The organism is Xanthomonas vesicatoria ATCC 35937 (assembly GCF_001908725.1).
In the GTDB taxonomy this organism is placed as follows: domain Bacteria; phylum Pseudomonadota; class Gammaproteobacteria; order Xanthomonadales; family Xanthomonadaceae; genus Xanthomonas; species Xanthomonas vesicatoria.
Map to the genome: position 1 here is coordinate 142,930 of NZ_CP018726.1, position 21,057 is coordinate 163,986.

General features: G+C 63.0%; 21 protein-coding genes. 16 read left to right on the forward strand and 5 right to left on the reverse strand.

The genetic code is table 11. The features are described 5' to 3' along the window. Nucleotides 1–160 precede the first annotated feature (160 nt). On the forward strand, nucleotides 161–1,213 hold the full coding sequence (locus tag BJD12_RS23075; RefSeq protein ID WP_005996628.1) for a DNA-binding protein: 1,053 nt from the start codon (nucleotides 161–163) through the stop codon (nucleotides 1,211–1,213). A 20-nt stretch (nucleotides 1,214–1,233) separates the two neighbouring features. Here the strand turns inward: BJD12_RS23075 and BJD12_RS23080 are convergent, their stop codons facing one another. Continuing rightward, nucleotides 1,234–1,992, reverse strand: coding sequence for a hypothetical protein (locus tag BJD12_RS23080; RefSeq protein WP_228913226.1), 759 nt, complete (start codon nucleotides 1,990–1,992; stop codon nucleotides 1,234–1,236). Nucleotides 1,993–2,112: 120 nt separating this feature from the next. Between BJD12_RS23080 and BJD12_RS23085 the strand changes: the two genes are divergently transcribed. The 13 genes from BJD12_RS23085 to BJD12_RS23145 all read left to right on the forward strand — a co-directional run bounded on the left by BJD12_RS23085 (nucleotide 2,113) and on the right by BJD12_RS23145 (nucleotide 13,499). Further along, entirely contained in the window at nucleotides 2,113–2,463 is a 351-nt protein-coding gene (locus BJD12_RS23085; protein ID WP_005996633.1) for a helix-turn-helix domain-containing protein, read from the forward strand. A gap of 174 nt (nucleotides 2,464–2,637) precedes the next feature. Beyond that, nucleotides 2,638–3,057 carry a transcriptional regulator CopL gene (copL, locus tag BJD12_RS23090; protein WP_005996635.1) on the forward strand — a complete coding sequence of 140 codons (420 nt, stop codon included), beginning with the start codon at nucleotides 2,638–2,640 and terminating at the stop codon, nucleotides 3,055–3,057. 113 nt (nucleotides 3,058–3,170) lie between these two features. Further along, the gene (locus tag BJD12_RS23095) at nucleotides 3,171–5,039 is read left to right on the forward strand and encodes a copper resistance system multicopper oxidase (RefSeq protein ID WP_005996637.1); all 1,869 of its coding nucleotides are present in this window, start codon (nucleotides 3,171–3,173) and stop codon (nucleotides 5,037–5,039) included. Then, nucleotides 5,036–6,307, forward strand: coding sequence for a copper resistance protein B (locus tag BJD12_RS23100; RefSeq protein WP_005996638.1), 1,272 nt, complete (start codon nucleotides 5,036–5,038; stop codon nucleotides 6,305–6,307). Before BJD12_RS23095 ends, BJD12_RS23100 begins: the two co-directional genes overlap by 4 nt. A 12-nt stretch (nucleotides 6,308–6,319) precedes the next feature. Beyond that, a complete protein-coding gene (locus tag BJD12_RS23105; protein ID WP_012480216.1) occupies nucleotides 6,320–7,090 on the forward strand; it encodes a c-type cytochrome in 771 nt (256 codons plus the stop codon). A 19-nt stretch (nucleotides 7,091–7,109) separates the two neighbouring features. Continuing rightward, complete coding sequence (locus tag BJD12_RS23110; protein WP_012480215.1) at nucleotides 7,110–7,619, forward strand: nuclear transport factor 2 family protein; 510 nt, start codon at nucleotides 7,110–7,112, stop codon at nucleotides 7,617–7,619. A 14-nt stretch (nucleotides 7,620–7,633) separates the two neighbouring features. Next, nucleotides 7,634–8,158, forward strand: coding sequence for a DUF411 domain-containing protein (locus BJD12_RS23115; RefSeq protein WP_005995722.1), 525 nt, complete (start codon nucleotides 7,634–7,636; stop codon nucleotides 8,156–8,158). 70 nt (nucleotides 8,159–8,228) lie between these two features. Continuing rightward, entirely contained in the window at nucleotides 8,229–8,579 is a 351-nt protein-coding gene (locus BJD12_RS23120; protein ID WP_012480213.1) for a four-helix bundle copper-binding protein, read from the forward strand. A gap of 178 nt (nucleotides 8,580–8,757) precedes the next feature. Continuing rightward, complete coding sequence (gene copC, locus BJD12_RS23125; protein ID WP_005413416.1) at nucleotides 8,758–9,141, forward strand: copper homeostasis periplasmic binding protein CopC; 384 nt, start codon at nucleotides 8,758–8,760, stop codon at nucleotides 9,139–9,141. Nucleotides 9,142–9,151: 10 nt separating this feature from the next. Then, nucleotides 9,152–10,081, forward strand: a complete 930-nt coding sequence (copD, locus tag BJD12_RS23130) for a copper homeostasis membrane protein CopD (RefSeq protein WP_005995728.1) — start codon at nucleotides 9,152–9,154, stop codon at nucleotides 10,079–10,081. Between the two features lie 61 nt (nucleotides 10,082–10,142). Continuing rightward, nucleotides 10,143–12,569 carry a heavy metal translocating P-type ATPase gene (locus BJD12_RS23135; protein WP_074052272.1) on the forward strand — a complete coding sequence of 809 codons (2,427 nt, stop codon included), beginning with the start codon at nucleotides 10,143–10,145 and terminating at the stop codon, nucleotides 12,567–12,569. A gap of 28 nt (nucleotides 12,570–12,597) precedes the next feature. Then, on the forward strand, nucleotides 12,598–12,873 hold the full coding sequence (locus BJD12_RS23140; protein ID WP_005413412.1) for a hypothetical protein: 276 nt from the start codon (nucleotides 12,598–12,600) through the stop codon (nucleotides 12,871–12,873). 74 nt (nucleotides 12,874–12,947) lie between these two features. Next, nucleotides 12,948–13,499 (forward strand): DUF305 domain-containing protein, encoded by a 552-nt coding sequence (locus tag BJD12_RS23145; protein WP_005995733.1) that lies wholly within the window; start codon nucleotides 12,948–12,950, stop codon nucleotides 13,497–13,499. 29 nt (nucleotides 13,500–13,528) lie between these two features. Here BJD12_RS23145 and BJD12_RS23150 read toward each other — a convergent pair whose 3' ends face one another. Beyond that, complete coding sequence (locus BJD12_RS23150; protein WP_187756563.1) at nucleotides 13,529–13,717, reverse strand: arginase family protein; 189 nt, start codon at nucleotides 13,715–13,717, stop codon at nucleotides 13,529–13,531. On the opposite strand from BJD12_RS23150, the gene BJD12_RS23155 reads away from it, so the two are divergent. Both BJD12_RS23155 and BJD12_RS23160 read left to right on the forward strand, forming a co-directional pair. Next, nucleotides 13,704–14,093, forward strand: coding sequence for a TonB-dependent receptor (locus BJD12_RS23155; protein ID WP_005995736.1), 390 nt, complete (start codon nucleotides 13,704–13,706; stop codon nucleotides 14,091–14,093). The two genes, BJD12_RS23150 and BJD12_RS23155, sit on opposite strands and share 14 nt — an antisense overlap. A 26-nt stretch (nucleotides 14,094–14,119) precedes the next feature. Beyond that, complete coding sequence (locus tag BJD12_RS23160; RefSeq protein WP_005995738.1) at nucleotides 14,120–14,950, forward strand: DUF4198 domain-containing protein; 831 nt, start codon at nucleotides 14,120–14,122, stop codon at nucleotides 14,948–14,950. A gap of 104 nt (nucleotides 14,951–15,054) precedes the next feature. Here BJD12_RS23160 and BJD12_RS23165 read toward each other — a convergent pair whose 3' ends face one another. The 3 genes from BJD12_RS23165 to BJD12_RS23175 are packed head-to-tail and all read right to left on the reverse strand — an operon-like array spanning nucleotide 15,055 to nucleotide 20,959. After that, nucleotides 15,055–18,195, reverse strand: a complete 3,141-nt coding sequence (locus BJD12_RS23165) for an efflux RND transporter permease subunit (RefSeq protein ID WP_005995740.1) — start codon at nucleotides 18,193–18,195, stop codon at nucleotides 15,055–15,057. Continuing rightward, on the reverse strand, nucleotides 18,192–19,706 hold the full coding sequence (locus tag BJD12_RS25070; protein ID WP_005995742.1) for an efflux RND transporter periplasmic adaptor subunit: 1,515 nt from the start codon (nucleotides 19,704–19,706) through the stop codon (nucleotides 18,192–18,194). Before BJD12_RS25070 ends, BJD12_RS23165 begins: the two co-directional genes overlap by 4 nt. Next, nucleotides 19,703–20,959: a TolC family protein gene (locus BJD12_RS23175; RefSeq protein WP_228998242.1), complete on the reverse strand. Its 1,257-nt coding sequence runs from the start codon at nucleotides 20,957–20,959 to the stop codon at nucleotides 19,703–19,705. The genes BJD12_RS25070 and BJD12_RS23175 overlap by 4 nt, the downstream gene beginning before the upstream one ends. Between the last annotated feature and the right edge of the window lie 98 nt (nucleotides 20,960–21,057).

A 21,057-nucleotide genomic window follows, 5' to 3' on the forward strand; every position in this document is an offset into this window, starting at 1 on the left:
GTACTGTTTTGACGGCTGGAAATGGCCGAAGCGCTTGTCACGCGGGATAATTCAATATTATCCCGTATAACTATTTCGCCGACGAGCGGTCGTCTACCTGCTTTAATAGTATGTAATTACATGGTATGTAATACATTACGAAATAAAGTGGGGTGGCACGATGGCGCGCGCAGGACTCTATAAGAGTGACGTCCAGAAGGCGCGCGACGCGCTGCTGGCCCAAGGCAAGAAGCCGTCAGTCGACGCGGTGCGAGTGGCTTTGGGCAACACGGGCTCCAAGACCACGATCCACCGCTACTTGCGTGAACTGGAAGGAGAGGAAGGCGGCGGTCCGGCGAGGACGGTAGCCGTTAGTGATGCTTTGCAGGACTTGGTTGCGCGCTTGGCCTCGCGGCTCCAGGAGGAAGCAGAGGCCATCCTCACCCAGGAGCGTGAGCGCCATCAGGCTGAGCTCCACAGTCGGCAACAGGCGCTTTCCGGTGCCCAAGAGGAGGCTGCTGCCTTGAGCAGTCGGCTGCAGCGCACCGAAGCAAGCCTGCACCAAGAGCAAGCTGCTCACGCCCTCCTTCAACAGAATCTAGGTGACAGGATCGCGGAAATCGCCCAGTTGAACGAGCGCATCGCCGGCATGACGGTGCGGCTGGCTGACCACGAGGCGCATGCGCGTTCTCTGGAGGACAAGCATGCTCATGCCCGGGAAGCGCTGGAGCACTATCGCACTTCAACCAAAGAGCAGCGCGAGCAAGAGCTGCGCCGCCACGAACATCAGGTCCAAGAGCTGCACGTAGCCTTACGTCAGGCCAATGAAGCCTTGGGCGTGAAGAATCAGGAACTGCTGGTGTTGAACCGCGACAACGGCCAATGGCTGGAGCGCCACGGGCGGATTGAGCGGGAGCTTGCCCAGTTGCGACAGGCCCACGAAAGCCAACATAGCGAGGTCGCGGCGTTGCGCCAGACTGCGACGGACCATTTGGCACTGCAGGAGCGCTGGAAGACTGATGCCAAGGCCTTGGATGCCATGCGCAACGAGCTAGCTCAGGTTCAAGACACCCTTATGCGGGAGCGTGAGCGCCGCGAGAGCGCTGAAGCCGATGCATTGCGTGCCAATGCACGTCTTGAAGCGCTAGAGCCCCTACTGAATCAACTGACGCCAGCACAAAATGCGGTGAAGAAAACTCGGCGCGGCCATACGCAGGATGGTGGAGCCGACTGACGAGGCTGCTCGTTTGTCTGCTAGCGGCGGGGGTGGCGCTCACCTGTCCAGTACGCCCATTCCATAGGGACGACCCAATCTACGAACAGTTTGGCTACTGAGGACTCCGGTGCCAAATGATAGGGCTTGAACATGCCTTGCTCGGGCGAACTGGTCATCAGGTAGCGCAGGCGCTTCTGGACCTCCTGAAAGATGGCTTCCCGCACATGGGCACTGTCGTGCACGCCAAGACGCATCGCCACCGAGGCACCTTGGCGTACCGCCGCCCAGCAACAGTAACGCCACCGCGCGATCGGCAAGCCCGGCGGCCCGGATTGAAAGACGAACCCCACATCGCGTGCCCAGCTTGGGTCGAAGTGATGTTTGAGCAATTGCTGCTCCAGAAACTGCTCGGTCTCCCAGAGTGCAAGTTCATCCCACAGCTCCAGTTTCGCGTCCGCGAGGTCCACATCATGTGCCATATCGCCGAGCTGGTCTTCCAGCACAGGGAGCAGGTGCCTGCGCTCGTGGGTAGACCAGGCGAAAGCCCATTGCAGATCTTCGATGGGCGTGACCTCGGCATCGGGGCGGATCTGCCATCGATCTGCTGGCCAGGGAACTTGGATCAAGGCCAAGTCTCGCAGCGCGTCCAGCACCAACAAGGTGGAGCGGCGTGTGGGCGCCACCGGTATGCGTCGTAGCTGCGCGGCCAACAGCGCGGCCAGGAAAAGGGTGCCACGAAGGCCCAACTCCTCGATGCTGGCGACCCCAGATGGCGTCATTGACGAGGTTCCGGGCATGCGGTTTCCGGGGATGAGGGAGCGGCGTGGCTCCTGGTGGGGGCGGCGCTACCGGTGTCGCCGGTTGCCTCAAGGCTAAGAATATCTTAGTATGCAAGGCAGGGTACATCCGCCATCCTTATGGGGTCTCCATGGGGTGCGCGCGTGACTTTGTCCGTCGACTCAACACCGACCTTCGCTCGACGCCTCAAACAAGCCCGCCTGCACACGGGTTTGTCGCAGAAGGAGTTGGGCATCCGGGCCGGTCTGGATCCTCACGTGGCCAGCCCCCGAATCAACCAGTACGAGCGTGGCAAGCACGAGCCCAAGCTGGAGACTGCTGAGCGGTTGGCCCAAGCGTTGGGGATCCCCGCCGCCTTCCTCTATACCGACGATGATCTGCTGGCCAAGCTGCTCCTGCGCTGGGGCTCGCTAAGCAAGCAGCAGAAGCGCGAGTTGGTGAAGCTGATCGAGGCCACACCCGAGAAGTAAACCGAACAAGCGCTCGCCCAATGGGCAACTCTTCGCCTCAACCCGCCCTTTGGGTGCTCCTGGAGGGAGCTGCAGTGGCCGCGGCTAGTGCGAGTGACAAGTCGCGGCATCTCAGGCTTACTTGAGATTTCGTTCACGACCGATACACACGCGCCTTGTCTAAAGTGATTTACCATGTCGCCCGTGTCAGCCTCCTCACTTCTACTGCGACTGTTCCTGATCGCCATGCTCGTGCTTAACGGCGCGTGGTCGGCGTTTGCGACCGTCAGTATGAACCCGGTCATGGAAGAGCAGGCCAGCGAAGTGGCTGCCGCGGTGCAAGTCGACGGAGACTGCGTCGCCCATCACAGTGCTGAGCATCATCCCGATGCCACATCGATTGAAAAGGCTGGCACTGGGCATGGCGACCATGCCGGTCCCGACTGTTGCAAGTCTTCTGCGTGCCGGTGCGCCTGCGTACACGCCTGCGCGAGCGCACTTCCTGCGCGCCTGCATGTTTCGGTGCAACTGGCCTTGGGCCTGGATGTCATGCCGCTGCCCCTAGGGCATGCGGCACCTGCCTTGCCTCATCTGATCCGACCACCGATCGGCTAAGCGTCCCTAGGCGCCGCAATGGCGCCGTTGGTGTGGCTTGCATGCCTGTTTAGGCCAGCCGCCCGCTCTGTACCACCGCCCGCCGGTGGCAACACGACGCTTGGAGCATTTTCATGTCGCATGATGATTTTCGTGGTCCACACGGTGGACCGCTGCTGCCTTCGCGGCGGCGATTTGTCCAAGGCTTGGCCTTGGGAGGCGCAGTCGCAGGATTAGGTTTCTGGCCCAAAGCCAGTTGGGCGCTCAAGGGCCCGGGACAACCCAACGTACTATCGGGCACCGAGTTTGACTTGACCATTGGCGAGACGCCGATGAACTTCACCGGCAAGACCCGCACCGCGATCACGGTCAACGGATCCGTTCCGGCGCCGTTGCTGCGTTGGCGGGAAGGCACCACGGTCAACCTGCGTGTCTCCAATGCATTGCCCGCTAACTCCATCCATGGCGCGGACACCTCCATCCATTGGCACGGCATCATTTTGCCGGCCAACATGGACGGAGTGCCGGGCCTGAGCTTTGACGGTATCGGACGTGGTGAGACCTACCACTACCGGTTCACCCTGCATCAGGGCGGCACCTACTGGTACCACAGCCACTCAGGGTTCCAGGAACAAGCCGGGCTCTATGGCCCGATCGTCATCGACCCATTGGAGCCGGAGCCCTTCAGCTTCGATCGCGACTACGTCGTGATGCTGAGCGATTGGACAGACCTGGACCCGACGGCCCTGTTCGATCGTTTGAAGAAGATGCCGGGCCATGACAATTACTACAAGCGCACGGTCGGCGATTTTGCGCGCGATGTGAAGCGCAACGGCCTGTCGGCCACGTTGGAAGATCGCAAGATGTGGGGCGTGATGCGGATGACGCCCACGGATCTGTCCGATGTCAACGCCAACACCTACACCTACCTGATGAACGGCACGACCTCACTGGGCAACTGGACCGGTTTGTTCCGCAGTGGCGAGAAGGTGCGCCTGCGTTTCATCAATGGCTCTGCCATGACGTACTTCGATGTGCGTATTCCGGGGCTGAAGATGACCGTGGTGGCGGCAGATGGCTTGTATGTCCATCCGGTTTCCGTCGACGAGTTCCGCATCGCGGTAGCAGAAACCTTCGATGTGATCGTGGAGCCCTCCGGGCAGGACGCATTCACCATCTTTGCCCAAGACTCCGGTCGCACCGGCTACATCAGCGGCACGCTCGCTGTGCGCGAAGGATTACGCGCGCCCGTTCCGTCTGTGGATCCCCGGCCGCTGCTGACGATGGCAGACATGGGCATGGATCATGGGTCGATGGATATGTCTGGCGGCAGCAAGGGCATGGAAGGCGGCTGTGGTGCGGCCATGGGCATGCCTGGCATGACCCCACCTGTCAGCGGTAACGCGACCTCGGCCCATGCAGGCCATGCGATGCCCGCCGCCGGCGATGGTGCCATGGCAGGCATGCAGCACGGGGGCATGCAATCACACCCTGCTAGCGAGACCAACAATCCCCTGTTGGACAACCAAGCCATGAGCGTGAGTTCGCGCTTGGATGATCCGGGCAATGGCCTGCGCGATAACGGCCGTCATGTGCTGACGTATTCCATGCTCAAGAGCACCTTTGAAGACCCTGACGGACGCGACCCCGGTCGCGAGATCGAGCTGCATCTGACCGGACACATGGAGAAATTCTCCTGGGGCTTCAACGGTCAGAAGTTTTCCGATGTCGAGCCGCTGCGGCTGAACTACGGCGAGCGTATGCGCATCGTATTGGTTAACGACACGATGATGACCCATCCCATCCATTTGCACGGCATGTGGAGTGACGTGGAGGACGACAACGGCAACTTCATGGTGCGCAAGCACACGGTGGATATGCCGCCAGGTAGCCGACGCACGTATCGCGTGCGTGCCGATGCGTTGGGCAGCTGGGCGTTCCATTGCCACCTGCTTTATCACATGGAAGCCGGAATGATGCGCACGGTGAGGGTCGACGAATGAACATCAATAGACGCGATACCACCCTGACTGCGCTGACGCTGGCTATCTCGCTGGCCCTGGCCAATGGGGCCAGCGCCCGATCCATGCAGGACGGCTCCATGCCGATGGAGCAGGGCGCGCAGACCCAGACTCAGGATCACTCTGCACATCAGGCGCCGACATCAAAACCTGCGCCAGCCCAAAAGCCTGCAACACCGGCCAAGACGAGCGAAGCGACGATCGATCATGCGGCGATGGGCCACGCCGCGCCGCCGGCTGAAGCAGCCGAGCCTGCCATGCAGGGCATGGACCATTCGCAGATGGGGCACGGCTCGCCCGCGAGCACACCTGCGGCGCCCACAGCGCAGGCGCAGTCGATGCAGGTCATGGATCACAGTCAGATGGCACAGCCCGCCGCGGCCGACACCTCCAGCACGGCCACGCCTGCGATGCAGGGGATGGGCCATTCGCAGATGGGCCATGATTCGCCCGCGCCCGCTACATCAGAAGCGGGAATGCAATCGATGGAGGGCATGGACCACAGCCAGATGGGACACGGGCCTGCAGCGCCAACGCAGCAGCGCACCCCGATTCCCGCGGTGACGGACGCAGATCGCAAGGCGGCCATCGCGCCGGAACACGCGCATCCGGTGCATGACAACTCGATCAAGAGCTACGTGCTGCTCAATCGCGTGGAAACCTGGGATGCCGATCCGGGCACCGGGCTGGGCTGGGAGGGCCAGGGCTGGATCGGTACGGACCTCAATCGCGTCTGGCTCCGCAGTGAAGGCGAACGCACGGATGGTCAGACCGAGTCGGCTGATCTGGAAGTGCTTTACGGCCGCAGTATCTCCACGTGGTGGGATGTGGTGGCCGGTGCGCGTCATGATTTCAAGCCTGGGGCTTCGCAGAACTTCGCCGCTATCGGTGTACAGGGCTTGGCGCCGATGAAGTTCGAAGTGTCCGCCACAGCCTATCTCGGCGAAGGGGGCCAGACTGCCGCCAACGTCGAGGCCGAGTACGAATTGCTGCTAACCAACCGGCTGATCTTGCAGCCGCTGGTGGAAGTCACCGTCTATGGCAAGAACGATCCATTGCGCGGGATAGGTTCGGGTCTGAGTACCGCTGAGGCGGGGCTACGACTTCGTTATGAGTTCACCCGAAAGTTCGCTCCCTACATCGGCGTGGTGTACGAGCGCGCTTTTGGCAATACCGCAGACATGCGACGCGAGCATGGCGAGTCCTTTGAAGACACGCGCTTGGTCATCGGCCTTCGTACCTGGTTCTAAGGGGAACTGACAATGAAATCCAACAAAAAGATGTGGGTATGGCTCGGTGCCGGCGTGGCATTGGTTGCGGTGGTCGCAACCGCCACGGTCTCTCTGGGCGTGTACAACGTGGCCGCCGACGATCCGCATAGTCGCCCGGTGTATGCGCTACTTGAAACGGCGCGCGAGCGTTCCATTGAGGTGCGCGCCGCCAAGCTTCAGCTACCCACGAACCTTGATGATCCTGAGCGTATCCGCCAGGGTGCGGGCAACTACAACGCCATGTGCGTGACCTGCCATCTTTCACCAGACGCGGCGGCCACCGAGATGAGCAAGGGCCTGTACCCCGCGCCACCGAACCTAAGCAAACAGCCGGTCGCTCCAGCTGAGGCGTTCTGGGTGATCAAGCACGGCATCAAGGCCAGCGGCATGCCCGCTTGGGGCGGCAGCATGGACGATGAGTTCATATGGAACATGTCGGCCTTCCTGCAGAAGTTGCCCACGCTGGACGCGACTGCGTACAAGGAACTTGTCGACAGCAGCGAGGGCCATTCGCATGGCGGCGGCGAGACGCAAGGCCACCATGACGACGAAAAGGCCGAGGATCACCCTGCCTTATTCGAGCCGGGCAACAACTCCATGCCGCATGCGCACCCGCCGGGCGTGGACGACGATCACCACGGCCCGACACCCAGCGACACGGAAGTCGGGTTGGTGAGCCACGGCCATCCCGACGGCAAGGTGGAGTCGCACCCTGCACCACACACGCCCGTGGCCGATGACGGCCATGCGCACACCCATTGATCTCCTTGGAGCCCACGCAATGAACGCAACAGCAATCTCGTTCACCCTCGCACTGGCACTGGCCGTCGTGTCCCCCGCAATGGCGCAGGCGACACAGCCGCACGCACATCACCCCGCTGCCGCGGCATCTGCGGACGTCGACGTCCCAGTCACTGCAGAGGCCGCGGTCGCCGTAGCGGAGCGTTTCAACAGGGCCCTGTCTAGCGGCGATCTGGCCACGGTCGAAGCCCTGCTCGCTGCCGACGTTCTCATCCTCGAGTCCGGGGGCGCCGAACGCAGCCGCGAGGAATACATGGGCCATCACGCAGTCAGCGATGCGGCGTTCCTCAAGGGCGCCCATCGCCAGCTGCTCCGTCAGCGCGCACGAGCCGCTGGCGAGTTCGCGTGGGTCGGAACCGAAAGCGAGTTGCATGCCCAGAAGGACGGCCAGCCACTGACCGTCCAGAGCGCCGAGACGATGGTGCTGAAGGAGACCGCGGACGGCTGGCGGATCGTCCACATCCACTGGTCCTCGCGGACCAAGCGCTGAGTCGAGAGATTGAAATGACTAGGCTCACATTGCACCGTCTGACTTTTGTGGTCCTTGCCGTGGCTGGTCTGGGTGCTTGCACCCAGGATGCTTCATCCGCGCAACCCACAACCTCGCCCTCCGCACAGGTTGTCGTCCAATCAGCCGACGCGACTCCAGCAGCCCTGCCACGCATGACCGTCCACAAGACCCCGACCTGCGGGTGCTGCGGTGTCTGGATCGACCACGTGCAGAAGGCGGGATTCACCGTGGATGTGCACGACATGGATGACCTGGGTCTGGTCAAGGAGCGGTTGGGTGTCCCCTATGCAAAGGGCTCCTGCCACACGGCCGAGATCGGCGGATACGTCATCGAAGGCCACGTTCCGGCCGCGGACATCAAGCGTCTCCTCGAAGAAAAGCCGAACGCACGCGGCCTGGTCCTCCCAGGGATGCCGCTTGGTTCTCCGGGCATGGAGGTCCCGGAGGGACGCCAGCAGCCGTTCACGGTCGAGCTGATCCATCGCGACGGAACCACTGAACCGTTCGCACAGCACTGATCCGTCGCAGCAACAGGGGACGGTGTTGCGGGCGCGCCGATTCTCGCCCGCGAGGAAGAAGGAGAACTACATGACTCACCATTCCGCAGCACACCGGCCCCAGGCCATGAACGAGTGCATCGACAACTGCACGCAATGCCATGCGATCTGCCTGGAGACCATCAACTACTGCCTGACCAAAGGAGGTGTTCACGCGGCCCCGGAGCATATCGCCCTGTTGGCGACGTGTGCCGATACCTGCGCAACCAGTGCCGACGCGATGCTGCGCGGTGCCAGCGTTCACGACGTGGTTTGCGGTGCCTGCGCGGAGATCTGCCGCCAGTGCGCCGATGCATGCGACGCCATGAACGACCCTGAGATGACGCGCTGCGCCGAAGTTTGTCGCCGCTGCGCGGAAAGCTGCAGCGCCATGGCAGCGTAATGCGTCGAGGATCCCGCCTGAGCCGGTGGGATCCTCGTCTCGCGAAAGCGGAAGTATCAAGAAAATCCGACAAATCGTGGTTTCGGTGACAGTCCGACATCTAACGCTTGTCGCATCGAACACAGCGCGGCCCCTCCCGAACGGGCTTTGCATCACATTCCAATGAGGATTTATCCATATGAAGTCGTCCAACGTCATTCGCTCCTTCGCGCTCGTCCTCGCAATCGCGGCCGGGCAGTTTTCGCTGCAGGTCGCGCACGCCCACGCCGCGCTGCAGCAGTCCACACCGGCGGCAAATGCGGTGGTGGCCTCGCCAGGCCAGATCGATCTCGTGTTCAACGAGACATTGATTCCGCGGGCGTCGCGTCTCAAGTTGCTCATGAAGCACGGCAGTTCCACCATGCCGATCGAGAATTTCACGACCGAGATCGTCAACAACGGCAAGACCCTGCGTGCCAAGTTGCCTGGACCGCTGGCTCCGGGCGTCTATACCGTGGAATACCGCGCCGTCGGTGGTGACAACCACCCCATGCCGGGCAGCTTCAGCTTCACGGTGCGCTGAGGAGTCGCGAATGTTCGACCTGTCGGCTTATGCACTGAGATTCTTGGAATACCTTGTCATCATGGTTCTTTTCGGGGTTCCACTCTTCGGTTGGTACGGGTCGCGTCGATCGGCACTCGCCGACGCCTTGGCCGGGTGGTCACTCATGGGCGTTCTATTGGCGGGTGCCGTAGCCGGTCTCGTGCTCACCGGGCTCGATGTCGTCTTCAAGACCGCGGGCATCATGGGAATGCCGCTTGCCGAGGTTGATCGCGGATCGCTTGGCTGGTATCTGCTCGAGACGTCCGCGGGCCGGGCAGCCATGGCGAGAGGCGCGCTGCTGGTCGCCCTGATGTTCGTGCTCGGATGGCATCGTCGCCGCGGGAAGGTGGAGACCGCCTTCCCGCTGGGGGCGATGCTGGCGGGCGGCGCACTCGCTTCGCTGGCATGGAACGGCCACGCCGCCGCTGGCGAGGGCTTGGCAGGCGCGGTCCGGCTTGCTGCAGGCATCGTCCATCTTCTCGCGGCAGGCGGCTGGATCGCAGCGGTCCTGATGTTCCTTGCCATGCTGCTGCGCGGCAAAGAGACGAACGGCAGCGGGCGTCTGCGATCAACGCATGACTTTCTGCATGGTTTTTCGACGCTGGGAACGATCTTCGTTGGTGCGCTCATCGTGTCCGGCATCGCGCACTACGGGGATCTCACCGCGTGGTCGTTTTCGGCCCTGTTCCAGAGCACCTACGGGAAGTTGCTGCTGTTCAAACTGGCCCTGTTCGCTGGAATGCTGGGTTTGGGAGCGCTGCACCGATGGACGCTGGTGCCGCGCTTGGAACGAGCGCTGACCAGCGGAGATCCCGCGCAGGAGGTGCGGGCTTTGCGGCAGAGTGTTACGGCTGAGGCCGCGCTGGCCATCTTGATCCTGATTGTTGTTTCAGTGCTCGGGACGCTCAGCCCCGAATAGCTGTGTAACCCGCAATGGCACACTGCCTTGGCAGTCCATCCCCACTAAAGCGAGCATCGGCATGAACTCACCGTCGTCCCATGACCATCACCATTCTGCAGGCGCAGCCCCTGTCGAGGCTGCGGATGGACGGGTCACCGATCCGGTCTGTGGCATGCAGGTCGATCCCGCCACGACGCAGCATCATGCGACCCACGCCGACACACCTTTCCACTTCTGCTCGGAGCGATGCCGCGCGAAGTTCGTGGCCGATCCGGAGCGCTATCTGACGCCCCAGGACGAACCCGAGGTGGCACAGCCCGGCGCCATCTACACCTGCCCGATGCACCCGGAAGTCCGGCAACAAGGTCCAGGCAACTGTCCCTTCTGCGGCATGGCGCTGGAGCCGGAAATGCCGAGCCTGGAGGACGATGACAATCCGGAACTTCGCGACTTCTCGCGCCGGTTCTGGTGGACGCTTCCGCTGACTGTGGTGACGCTCGTGCTGGCCATGTTCGGCCAGTACCTCCCGCGTGTCGTGCTGGGCGACGTGCAGATCCTGCCGTTGTCGATCGACGTGCAGACCTGGGTCGAGCTGGTCTTGACCACACCAGTCGTGCTGTGGGCCGGCTGGCCGTTCTTCGAGCGCTGCGTGCAGTCGATCCGCAACCGCAGCCCGAACATGTTCACCCTCATCGGGATTGGCGTTGCGGCCGCCTTTGGCTACAGCCTGGTCGCCACGCTGGCACCCGGCTTGTTCCCACCGTCGTTTACCGAACATGGGCGCGTCGGCGTGTATTACGAGGCGGCGGCGGTGATCGTGTCGCTGACGCTGCTCGGCCAGATGCTGGAGCTACGGGCGCGTTCGAAAACGTCCGCGGCAATCAAGGGCCTGCTTGGTCTGGCGCCCAAGGAAGCCCGGCGGGTCAATGCCGACGGCACCGAGGAAGACATCCCGCTAACCCACGTGCATGTCGGCGACCACCTGCGCGTGCGACCCGGCGAAAAGTTGCCGGTGGATGGCGAAGTGGTGGAAGGCCGCTCCAGGGTCGACGAGTCGATGCTCACCGGCGAGCCGATCCCGGTCGAGAAAACCACTGGCGATCAGGTCATCGGCGCGACCCAGAACGGCACCGGCGCGCTGGTGATCCGCGCCGCCAAGGTGGGTTCCGACACTGTGCTGTCGCAGATCGTGCAGCTGGTCGCGCAGGCGCAGCGCGCTCGCGCGCCGATGCAGCGGATGGCCGATACCGTCGCCTACTGGTTCGTGCTCGCGGTCCTGGCGATCGCGGTGGCCACCTTCTTCATCTGGGGCTTCTTCGGCCCGGAGCCGGCCTGGACCTTTGCCATCCTGAACGCGGTTTCGGTGTTGATCATCGCCTGCCCCTGCGCGCTGGGTCTGGCCACGCCGATGTCGATCATGGTCGCCACCGGCAAGGCGGCACAGGTGGGCGTGTTGTTCCGCGATGCCGAGGCCATCGAGCACATGCGCCGCATCGATACCCTCATCGTCGACAAGACCGGCACCCTCACCGAAGGACGCCCCGCGTTCAAGGAAGTCGTGGCCTTCGAGGGCTTCGACGCCGACCAGGTGCTGCACCTGGCGGCCAGCCTGGACCAGGGCAGCGAGCATCCGCTGGCCGATGCCATCGTGGCCGAGGCCCGACGCCGGAACTTCGAGTTCGACCGCGTGGAGGACTTCGACTCGGTGACCGGCATGGGTGTGCGCGGAACCGTCGCCGGTCGCGCGCTTGCGCTGGGCAATACCGCCCTCATGGATGATCTGGGCGCCGATCCCGGTGCGCATGTCGACGTCGCCGAGCGTCTGCGCCGCGAGGGTGCGAGCGCCATGTTCCTCGCCGTGGACGGTCGCCTGGCGGGTCTGATCGCGGTCGCAGACCCGATCAAGGCGTCGGCCGCGGCCGCCATCAATGAGCTGCACGCCGCCGGGCTGCGCATCATCATGGCCACCGGCGACGGGCTCACCACCGCACGGGCTGTGGCCACAGAGTTGGGCCTGGACGAAGTGCATGGCGAGGTCCGCCCCGAGGACAAGGCCGAACTGGTGCAGCGCCTCAAGCGCGAAGGCCGGCGGGTGGCGATGGCGGGCGACGGCATCAACGACGCGCCGGCGCTGGCCGCCGCCGACGTCGGCATTGCCATGGGTACTGGCACCGACGTCGCGATGTCGAGCGCGCAGATCACCCTGGTCAAGGGCGACCTGCGCGGCATCCTGCGCGCCCGGAAGATCTCTCAGGCCACCGTGGCCAACATGAAGCAGAACCTCACCTTCGCGTTCGTCTACAACGCGCTCGGGGTTCCGCTCGCGGCCGGGGTGCTCTACCCCGCGTTCGGGATCCTACTGAGTCCGATGGTCGCGGCGCTCGCCATGAGCGTGAGCTCGGTTTCGGTGGTCACCAATGCCCTGCGTTTGTCCGGCTCCACCGTTGTTGCCACCCCCCACCCTGACCGCGCCGATGAGCCTGCGCGCGGCCATTCCTGTCACTGATGGCTCATATCCCACAAGGAGTACTGCAATGAAGCGTTATGCCTCCCTCTCGATGATGGCCTTGTTCCTGATGGCGGGCGCGGCCTTCGCCGGCGGCCAGACCACCACGCCCACCACCGACCACGGTCAGCACAAGCCGGCGGCGGCCGATGCCGATTTCACCAAGCTCGATGCCAACAAGGACGGCTCGCTGTCCAAGGAAGAACTGGCCAAGCACAAGCTGGCGCCGCACTTTGGCATGCTCGATAGCAACAAAGACGGCAAGCTGAGCCCGCAGGAATTCGCTGCCGGCAAGGGTATGTAAGTGTTCTCAGCCCGGGAGCTGTTCCAACAGTTCCCGGGTTCTTCCGCCGTTCTGCCATTCCCACGGAGATTGTTATGTCCTCTTCGCACGGTACGCACGAAAACGCGCAAGACCCGCAGTCCCAGCACGCAAAACCGCACGCCTCACACCAACCTGCCCACCAGGCACAACAAGGGCATCAAGGCCATTACGGCCGCCTGTTGTTGATGATGGGCCTGTCTTTCGTGGCCATGTACGCATTGATGTACGCAATGGTCGATCAGTGGGCTAACGTCTATAACAACGTCAACCAGTTCTACATGGCGGGCCTGATGGCCGCTCCCATGCTGCTGATCGAGCTGTGGCTAATGTCCAGCATGTACCCCGATCGCCGACGCAATCTGATTCTGGCTGGTCTGACGGTGGCGTTCATGCTGTTCTGCTGGTGGGGCATTCGCACTCAAGCAGCGGTCACTGACAAGCAGTTCATCCGTTCGATGATTCCCCACCACGCTGGCGCCATCCTGATGTGTGAGGAGAATCGTCTGAAGGATCCTGAGTTGGTGAAGCTCTGCCAGGACATTATTACCTCGCAGACACAGGAGATCGCGCAAATGAAGCAGTTGCTGGCTGAGCGTTCCCGTTAGCTCACTGCCTTTTGCCAGCCGATATCACTTCACTGAGCCTGCGCACTGACCATTCGGTGGATCAAACGCGCGGCCACACGTGCGGTGGCTTGATCCGGATCCAGGGGCGGACACAGTTCCGCCACGTCGACCACACGTACCTTGCCCGAGGCCATGACCAGATCCAGCAGGGCTTCCAGGACCTCCAGACTCACCCCGCGTGGGTTGGGGGCGCTCACGCCCGGGGCCACCACCATTGAGTACGCCGGCAAGATCACCAGCGGCTTGGGTAGCTACACCCAGTGGCGTGGCTTGGGCTCACTGCGTATGGGCAAGAACCGTTGGACCGGCGTCTATTCGGCGCAGTACATCGGCAGCGCGGACGACATCATCGCCGTGCCCGACACGATCGGCTCGCATGTGTCCAGCGTGGTGTACCACAGCCTGCAACTGAGCTACGGCATCAAGAAGAAATGGGATATCTCCGCCGGCGTTGAAAAAGTGCTCGATAAGAAGGCGCCGTTCGTGAAGAACAACCCCAACACCGACACCGACACCATGACGTACGACTTGCTGGGTCGTCGCTGGAATGTCCGCTTTGGTTACCACTGGTAAGCCACGATCACGAGGAGCTACACATCATGAGAAACACGCAACTATCCGCCACACTACTGCTGTTCGCTGTGGCCGGCAGTGCCGGTGCGCACGACCTGTTTGTCGCTTTCTCCAAGCCTGGCACCGCAGCGGGCGAGGCGAACACCGCCTTGGTGAACAACGGCACCTTCGATGAAAGTGCTGGCGCAGTCACCCGAGCGCGTCTACAGGACGTTTCGCTGAGCCAGGACGGTGCCAAGGCCGCCCCGGACCTGGCCAGTTGGAAAGAGATCGGCAAGCAAAGCCAGCTCACCGTCCATCCGGCGGGCGAGGGCACCTATCTGCTGGGTGTCTCGACGATGGCTTCCACCAGCACACGTACGGCCAGCGAGTTCGGCAAGTACCTGGAGCTGGAAGACTTGCCCGATACGCTGGCCACCTATGACGCAAGCAAGTTCCCCAAAGGCGTCACCTATAGCTATACCAAGCATGCCCGTGCCATTGGACAGGTGGGCACGAAACTGACCGACGACTTCGCTGCCTCGCTGGGCTATCCGTTGGAGATCCGCTTGACCCGCAATCCTGGAAGCGTGAAGGTCGGCGAACAGCTGTCGTTCCAAGTGCTGCAGCAGGGCACGCCAGTGCCCAACCTACGCGTGTACGTCGGTCATCGTGCTGATGCACCGGTCAAGGGCGGGCACGGTAGCGCTACGCTCCTGCGCACCGATGCCCAAGGCCAAGCCAGTTTCCAGGTGACCACCGCCAAGACCTGGTACATCCACACCAATCACATGGTGCCCTCTACACAAAAGGCTTTGGATTTTGTGTCGGATCGGGCGTCGCTGAGCTTTGAGATTTCCCCGCACGCCGGGCACTGACAAGTAGGCACGTAGGCAGTACTCTCCCCTTTGACGCCAGTCATGACTTCTTCCATGACTCGCGTCTTTTTGTGGGGACGGACCTCAGGTGCTCAGTCTGTCTCTCATTGGTCGCCCCGCGCCGCGCGCAATCCACGTCGCCGCACCAGATAGAACGCTGCGGGAATCACCACCATAGAGAGCACCGGTGCGGTGAGCATGCCACCCAGCATCGGCGCGGCGATACGTTGCATGACCTCCGAGCCGGCACCGGCACCAACGAACAGCGGAAACAACCCGGCCAGGATGACGGCTACCGTCATCGCCTTCGGGCGCACCCGCTGCACGGCACCTTCGTAGATAGCCTCTTGCAGGGTAGACACATCTTCCGGCGCACCGCTGGCCAAGCGCTGCTCCCAAGCATGACGCAGGTACAGCAACATGATGACGCCGAACTCAGCCGCAACGCCACCCAGGGCGATGAATCCGATCATGCTGGCTACCGAAATCGCATGGCCCAGCCCCCAGATCAACCAGAAACCGCCCACCAACGCCAAGGGCAAGCTGAGCAGGATGATGGATACATCGCTGAGCCGGCGAAACACCATCCAGATGACCAGGAAGATGATCGCCAACGCCGCGGGCACCACCCATTGCAGGCGTGCCAATGCCCGTTGCAGATACTCGTACTGCCCCGACCAGGCCAGACCATAGCCGGCAGGCAAACTCACCTGGGTCTGCATCGCGGCTTGCAGGTCCTGGACCACCGGTCCTAAGTCGCGATCGGCCACATCGACGTAGATGTAGCCCACCAACCGGCCGTTATCGCTCTTGAGCATCGGCGGGCCTGGGCTGATTGACAGCTCCGCCACCTGGCTCAAGGTCAGTTGCACACCGCCTGGCGCGATCAGCGGCAGATCCTGCAAGGCCTGCAATGAGTCGCGCTGGCCACGGGGGTAGCGCAAGACGATGGGATAGCGCTCGCGCCCCTCGATCGTTTCCCCGATTGGATCGCCGCCAACGACCGTGGCAATCAGTTGCTGGAGTTGGCCTTGAGTGAATCCATAACGCGCAGCGATTTCCGGGCGCACCTGTACATCGACATAGCGCCCGCCGGTGACGCGTTCGGCCAGTGCCGAACTCACGCCGGGCACAGTCTTGGCCACCTGCTCGATCTGCTGGCTCAGGCGCTCGATCTGCTCCACATCTGGTCCGGAGACCTTGATCCCAATCGGGCTTTTGATGCCGGTGGCCAACATATCGATGCGATTGCGAATGGGCGGTACCCATAGATTGGTTAGACCGGGAATCTTGACCGCGGCGTCCAACTCTTGGCGTAGCTTCTGAAGGGTCATGCCCGGGCGCCATTGATCCCGCGGCTTGAAGGTCACGGTGGTCTCAAACATTTCCATAGGTGCCGGATCGGTCGCACTTTCGGCACGGCCGGCCTTGCCGAACACGTGCTCGACCTCCGGTACGGTTTTGATCATCCGTCCTGAGAGCTGAAGCAACTGGCGCGCCTTGTCGGCTGACAGGCCTGGCAACGCAGTGGGCATGTACAGCAGGCTGCCTTCTTCCAAGGGTGGCATGAATTCACTGCCCAACCGGCTAAAGGGGATCAAGGTGAGCACCAGCAGCAGGCCACTGAGCAGCAAGGTGACACCGGGATGTTTGAGGACCCACAACAGAATGGGCCGGTATCCGGCGATCAGGATGCGATTTATGGGGTTCTGTTGTTCCGGCCGGATGTGGCCGCGGATCAGGTAGCCCATCAGCACGGGGATCAAGGTCACCGACAACCCTGCTGCGGCGGCCATCGCGTAGGTCTTGGTGTAGGCCAAGGGCGAGAATAAACGCCCTTCCTGCGCCTGCAGGGCAAAAACCGGCATGAAGGATAGGGTGATGACCAGCAAGCTCGCGAACAGGGCCGGTCCGACCTCGGCCGCCGAGCGGGCCATCAACTGCCAGCGCTCCTCACCCTGGGGTTCCCGACCGTGCTCCTCCCGCCAGTGCTCCAGATGCTTGTGTGCATTTTCGATCATCACCACCGCTGCATCGACCATCGCACCAATGGCGATGGCGATGCCTCCTAACGACAGCAAGTTGGCGGAGATCCCCTGGGCGTGCATCACGATGAAGGCCGCTAGGATACCCAAGGGTAGGGTGATGACGGCCACCAACGCCGAGCGTAGGTGCCACAGGAACAGCAGGCATACCAGCGCTACGACCAGGAACTCTTCACCAAGCTTATGGGTGAGGTTGCGTACCGCATCCTGGATTAGCTCGGAGCGGTCGTACACCGCCACCACTTCCACGCCTTCGGGCAAGCTGGATTGCAACGCCTGCAGTCGCGCTTTGACGTTCCGAATGGCCCCCAAGGCATCCTTGCCGGTCCGCAGGACGATCACGCCGCCGGCCACCTCACCTTGACCATCCAACTCTGCGATACCACGACGGAAGACCGGCCCGCGACTGATCGTGGCCACCTCGCCGAGCAAGACGGGGATGCCGTCGTTGCCGGTTACCGGCACCTGTTCGAACGCCTCCTGTGTGCGCAGGTAGCCTTCGCTACGCACCATCAGTTCGGCTTCGCCTTGTTCGATCACGGAGCCCCCGGTAGCGCCGTTGGCCGCATCCACCGCCTCGATGAGCTCGGCCACCGTCAGTCCACGGGCCGCCAACGCCTGCGGATCCGGCTGGATCTGCCAGGCGCGCACCGCACCGCCCACACTGGCTACTTCAGCCACGTCCGGCACGGTTTTTAGCTCATAACGAAGAAACCAGTCCTGCAACGCACGCAGCTGCCCCACATCACGTTGACCGGTCCGATCCACCAAGGCGTACTGGTAGATCCAGCCCAGCCCTGTCGCATCAGGACCCAGCGCCGGATTCACATTCGGCGGAAGTCGATCGCGCACCTGGCTCAAGTACTCGAGCACTCGAGAGCGAGCCCAGTACAGATCAGTGGCATCGTCAAACAGGATGTAGACGAACGAATCACCGAAGAAGGAGAAGCCGCGTACCGCTTTCACGCCCGGCACGGACAACATCGTGGTGGCCAACGGGTAGGTGACTTGGTCTTCGATGATACGCGGGGTTTGCCCAGCCCATTGCGTGCGGATGATGACTTGGGTATCCGACAGGTCCGGCAGCGCATCCAGCGGCGTGTTCTTTATCGACCAGATGCCGACCACCGCCAGCAGCGCGGCGGCAACCAGCACCAGCACGCGATTGGCGATGCAAGCATGGATCAGGCGCGCGATCATGGCGTGCCCTCCATCGCTTCGGACATGACGGCGCTTGCCTGGCAATCAGCGGCTGCGGCGGAGCCGAACTTGGGTACCAACTGCATATCCATGAACGGTGACTTGCCCGGCTTGTCGAAATGCTTCTCCGGCACCATCGGGTCATACCAGTACTGCACCGGGCAGCGTGGCGGCGTGGAGGTGGAGGTCTCTGGCGCGACAGGCGCAGGCTGTCTGGACGGTGACGGCACGACAGTGCGTGCGTCGTGCCCGGCGTCATGGCGCTCGTGTACACCTGATGCGCTGGCAGGGCTTGTAGGTTGTGCAGCGCCCAGGCGCTCCAACGCACCGGAGAGATTGGCTTCAGAGTCGAGCAGGAACTGACCCGAGACCACCACGCGTTCACCACCGGCCAAGCCTGCCACGATCTGCGTGCGCCCTTGCACGCTACGTCCGGCACTCACCCGCACTGGCCGGAAGCTCCCGTCCGGATCCTGCACGATGACCCGGCTGTCCCGCCCGGTGGCAATCAGCGCCTCCGTGGGAACGACTGGCAAGGCCTGCTCGGCATCGGGCTGCACCAGAACCTCGGCGAACATGCCCGGCACCAGCCGACGCTGCGGGTTGCGCAGCACAATTCGCGCCCGCTGCGTGCGACTAGCCATGTCGACCTGGGGAAGCAACGCCTGGATCTGTCCGCCAAAGCGCTCTGCCGGCCATGCATTGACCGTGGCCTGCACTGAGGTCCCCAGCCGCAAGGTGCCCAGCGCTGCCTGGGGCACCGAGGCCTCCAGCCACAGCGTGTCCAGCCCATTGATCTTGAACAGTGGCGTACCGGGTATCACCGTCTGCCCCTCGCGTGCCAGGATCTCGGTCACGACACCACTGTGGTCTGCGCCAAGCACGACGCCACTTCTGGCCGAGGCGCCAGAAGGAACACCCAACGAACGCAACCGTTGTTGCGCGGCACCCTGTAGCTCACGCGCGCTCGCGGACTGAGCTTGGCTCAGGGTATGTGCTTCGGCGATGGCCGCGTTCCATGCCGGGGCCTGCACGGTGGCCAGCGCTTGACCACGACGAACCTCGGTAAACGGCGCCTTTACCTGCACGTGGGTGATCAAGCCTTCCGTGCGCGCACTGACCACGGTTTCCTGGGTCAGATCCCACGTCAGTGTGCCCGGCACGCGTACAGCAGTCCCTAGTGACTCTACCGTCACTTCCTGAGTGCGTATGCCCACGTTCTGCTGCAGGCGCGGATCGATCTGCGTTCCGCCGCCCATGGCCTCATCTGCGTATTTGGGCAGCAACTTCATATCCATGAACGGAGATTTGCCCGGCTTGTCGAATCGCTGCTCCGGCGCCATGGGGTCGTACCAGTACAACACCTTGCGCGCTTGACCTGCGCCGCTCGTGCCGGTGGGCGGGGTGGAATCAGAGGTTCGAGTCATCCAGGCGTAGCCGCTGGCAAAGCCGAGCGCCAGCAACCCGAGGGCCACGGCGAGCTGTGTGAGACGCGTCTTGGTCGGGGTCATGGCGTGTTCTCCTCATGGGGCAGCAGATAGGCCAGTGCCGCCCAGGCACGGCCCTGTTCGCCCAGCAGACGGGCGTTCTCCAGTTGCAATTCGATCTCATCGCGCCGCGCTTCCAGCCACGGCTGCAGGTCGGCACCGGCGCCGTAGGCGGCCAACGCCGTGCGTGCGCGATCGCGCGCCAAAGGCAGGCTCTGCGTGTTCTGACGCTCCAACTGGCCGGTTAACCCGCGCCATCGCGCCATCGCGCGTTGCACCGACTCGGCTTGGATGCGCCGGGCCTCATCGCGCTCTGCGGACACCGCCTCCAGCTCAGCCCGTCGTGCCACGATGCCTCGTGCTTGGCGGTTCTTCTGGAACAGCGGCAGGCCCACGCCCACTTCCACCATGAGCATGTCGCTGCGCGCCATGCCGTCGAGTGCGCGCTCGCGACGTCCGTAGGTGAGCTCCACACTCCAATCCGGGCGGGTTTCGGCCACGGCCGCATCCACCTGGGCCTGGGCTAAGCTCTGGCGTGCCTCCCAGCCCAGTAGTGGTGTGTGCTGGTCCAGGTTGGCCAGCAGTTGGGTGGGCTCCAATGGCAACTGCGAAAAATCCGGCGCCGTACCACTGGCCAAGATCGCCTCTGGTGCAATACCCAACCACCGCGCCAGGCCGGCCTGCGCCGCGGCGTGCTCCGCATGTACCTGCTCCAGGCGATTGTCCAACTGCAGTAGGACGGCCTGGGCGGCAAGCACGTCACTGGCCCCGGCCGTGCCACCTGCCAAGCGAGCACGCGCCGCACGCTCGGCTATGCGCGCCGGCTCGCGCAAACCTTCCAACGCATCTACGGCTTGCTGCGTACTCCACAGCTCGATCCAGGCCTGCGCGGCCGCTTGGACCACCATCTGCTGTTCGACCATCGACAGTGAGCGCGCTTGTGCCAGCGTCGCTTGAGCCAGCGCTTGCTCGGCACGTCGTTTCGCACGGGCAGGAAACTCCTGCATCAGCCCGACTTGCTGGGTGGTCATCTCGTCTGCCCGCAGACTGAAGGCATCGGGTCCGCTGACGGGCCAGTTCGCCAGCCCCACGATCAGACGTGGATCGGGCAACGCGCCGGCACGCGCGGCTTCTTCGGTACTTGCATCGATCTGGGATCGGCGCACCTGCAGGGTAGGGGCGTTAGCAAGCGCTTGTTGTAGTGCTTCGGGATAGCTGATCGGGATAGCGGGCGGTGCCGCCACCACAGGACCACTGAGCGCCAGGGCAAACAACACCCCGCACGCCATCCTGCGTCTTGCACGCAGAAAGAAGGACATCTCCATAAGACCTCCGGACAAACGACAACGAGCGTGCTGCAACACAAGCAGCACGA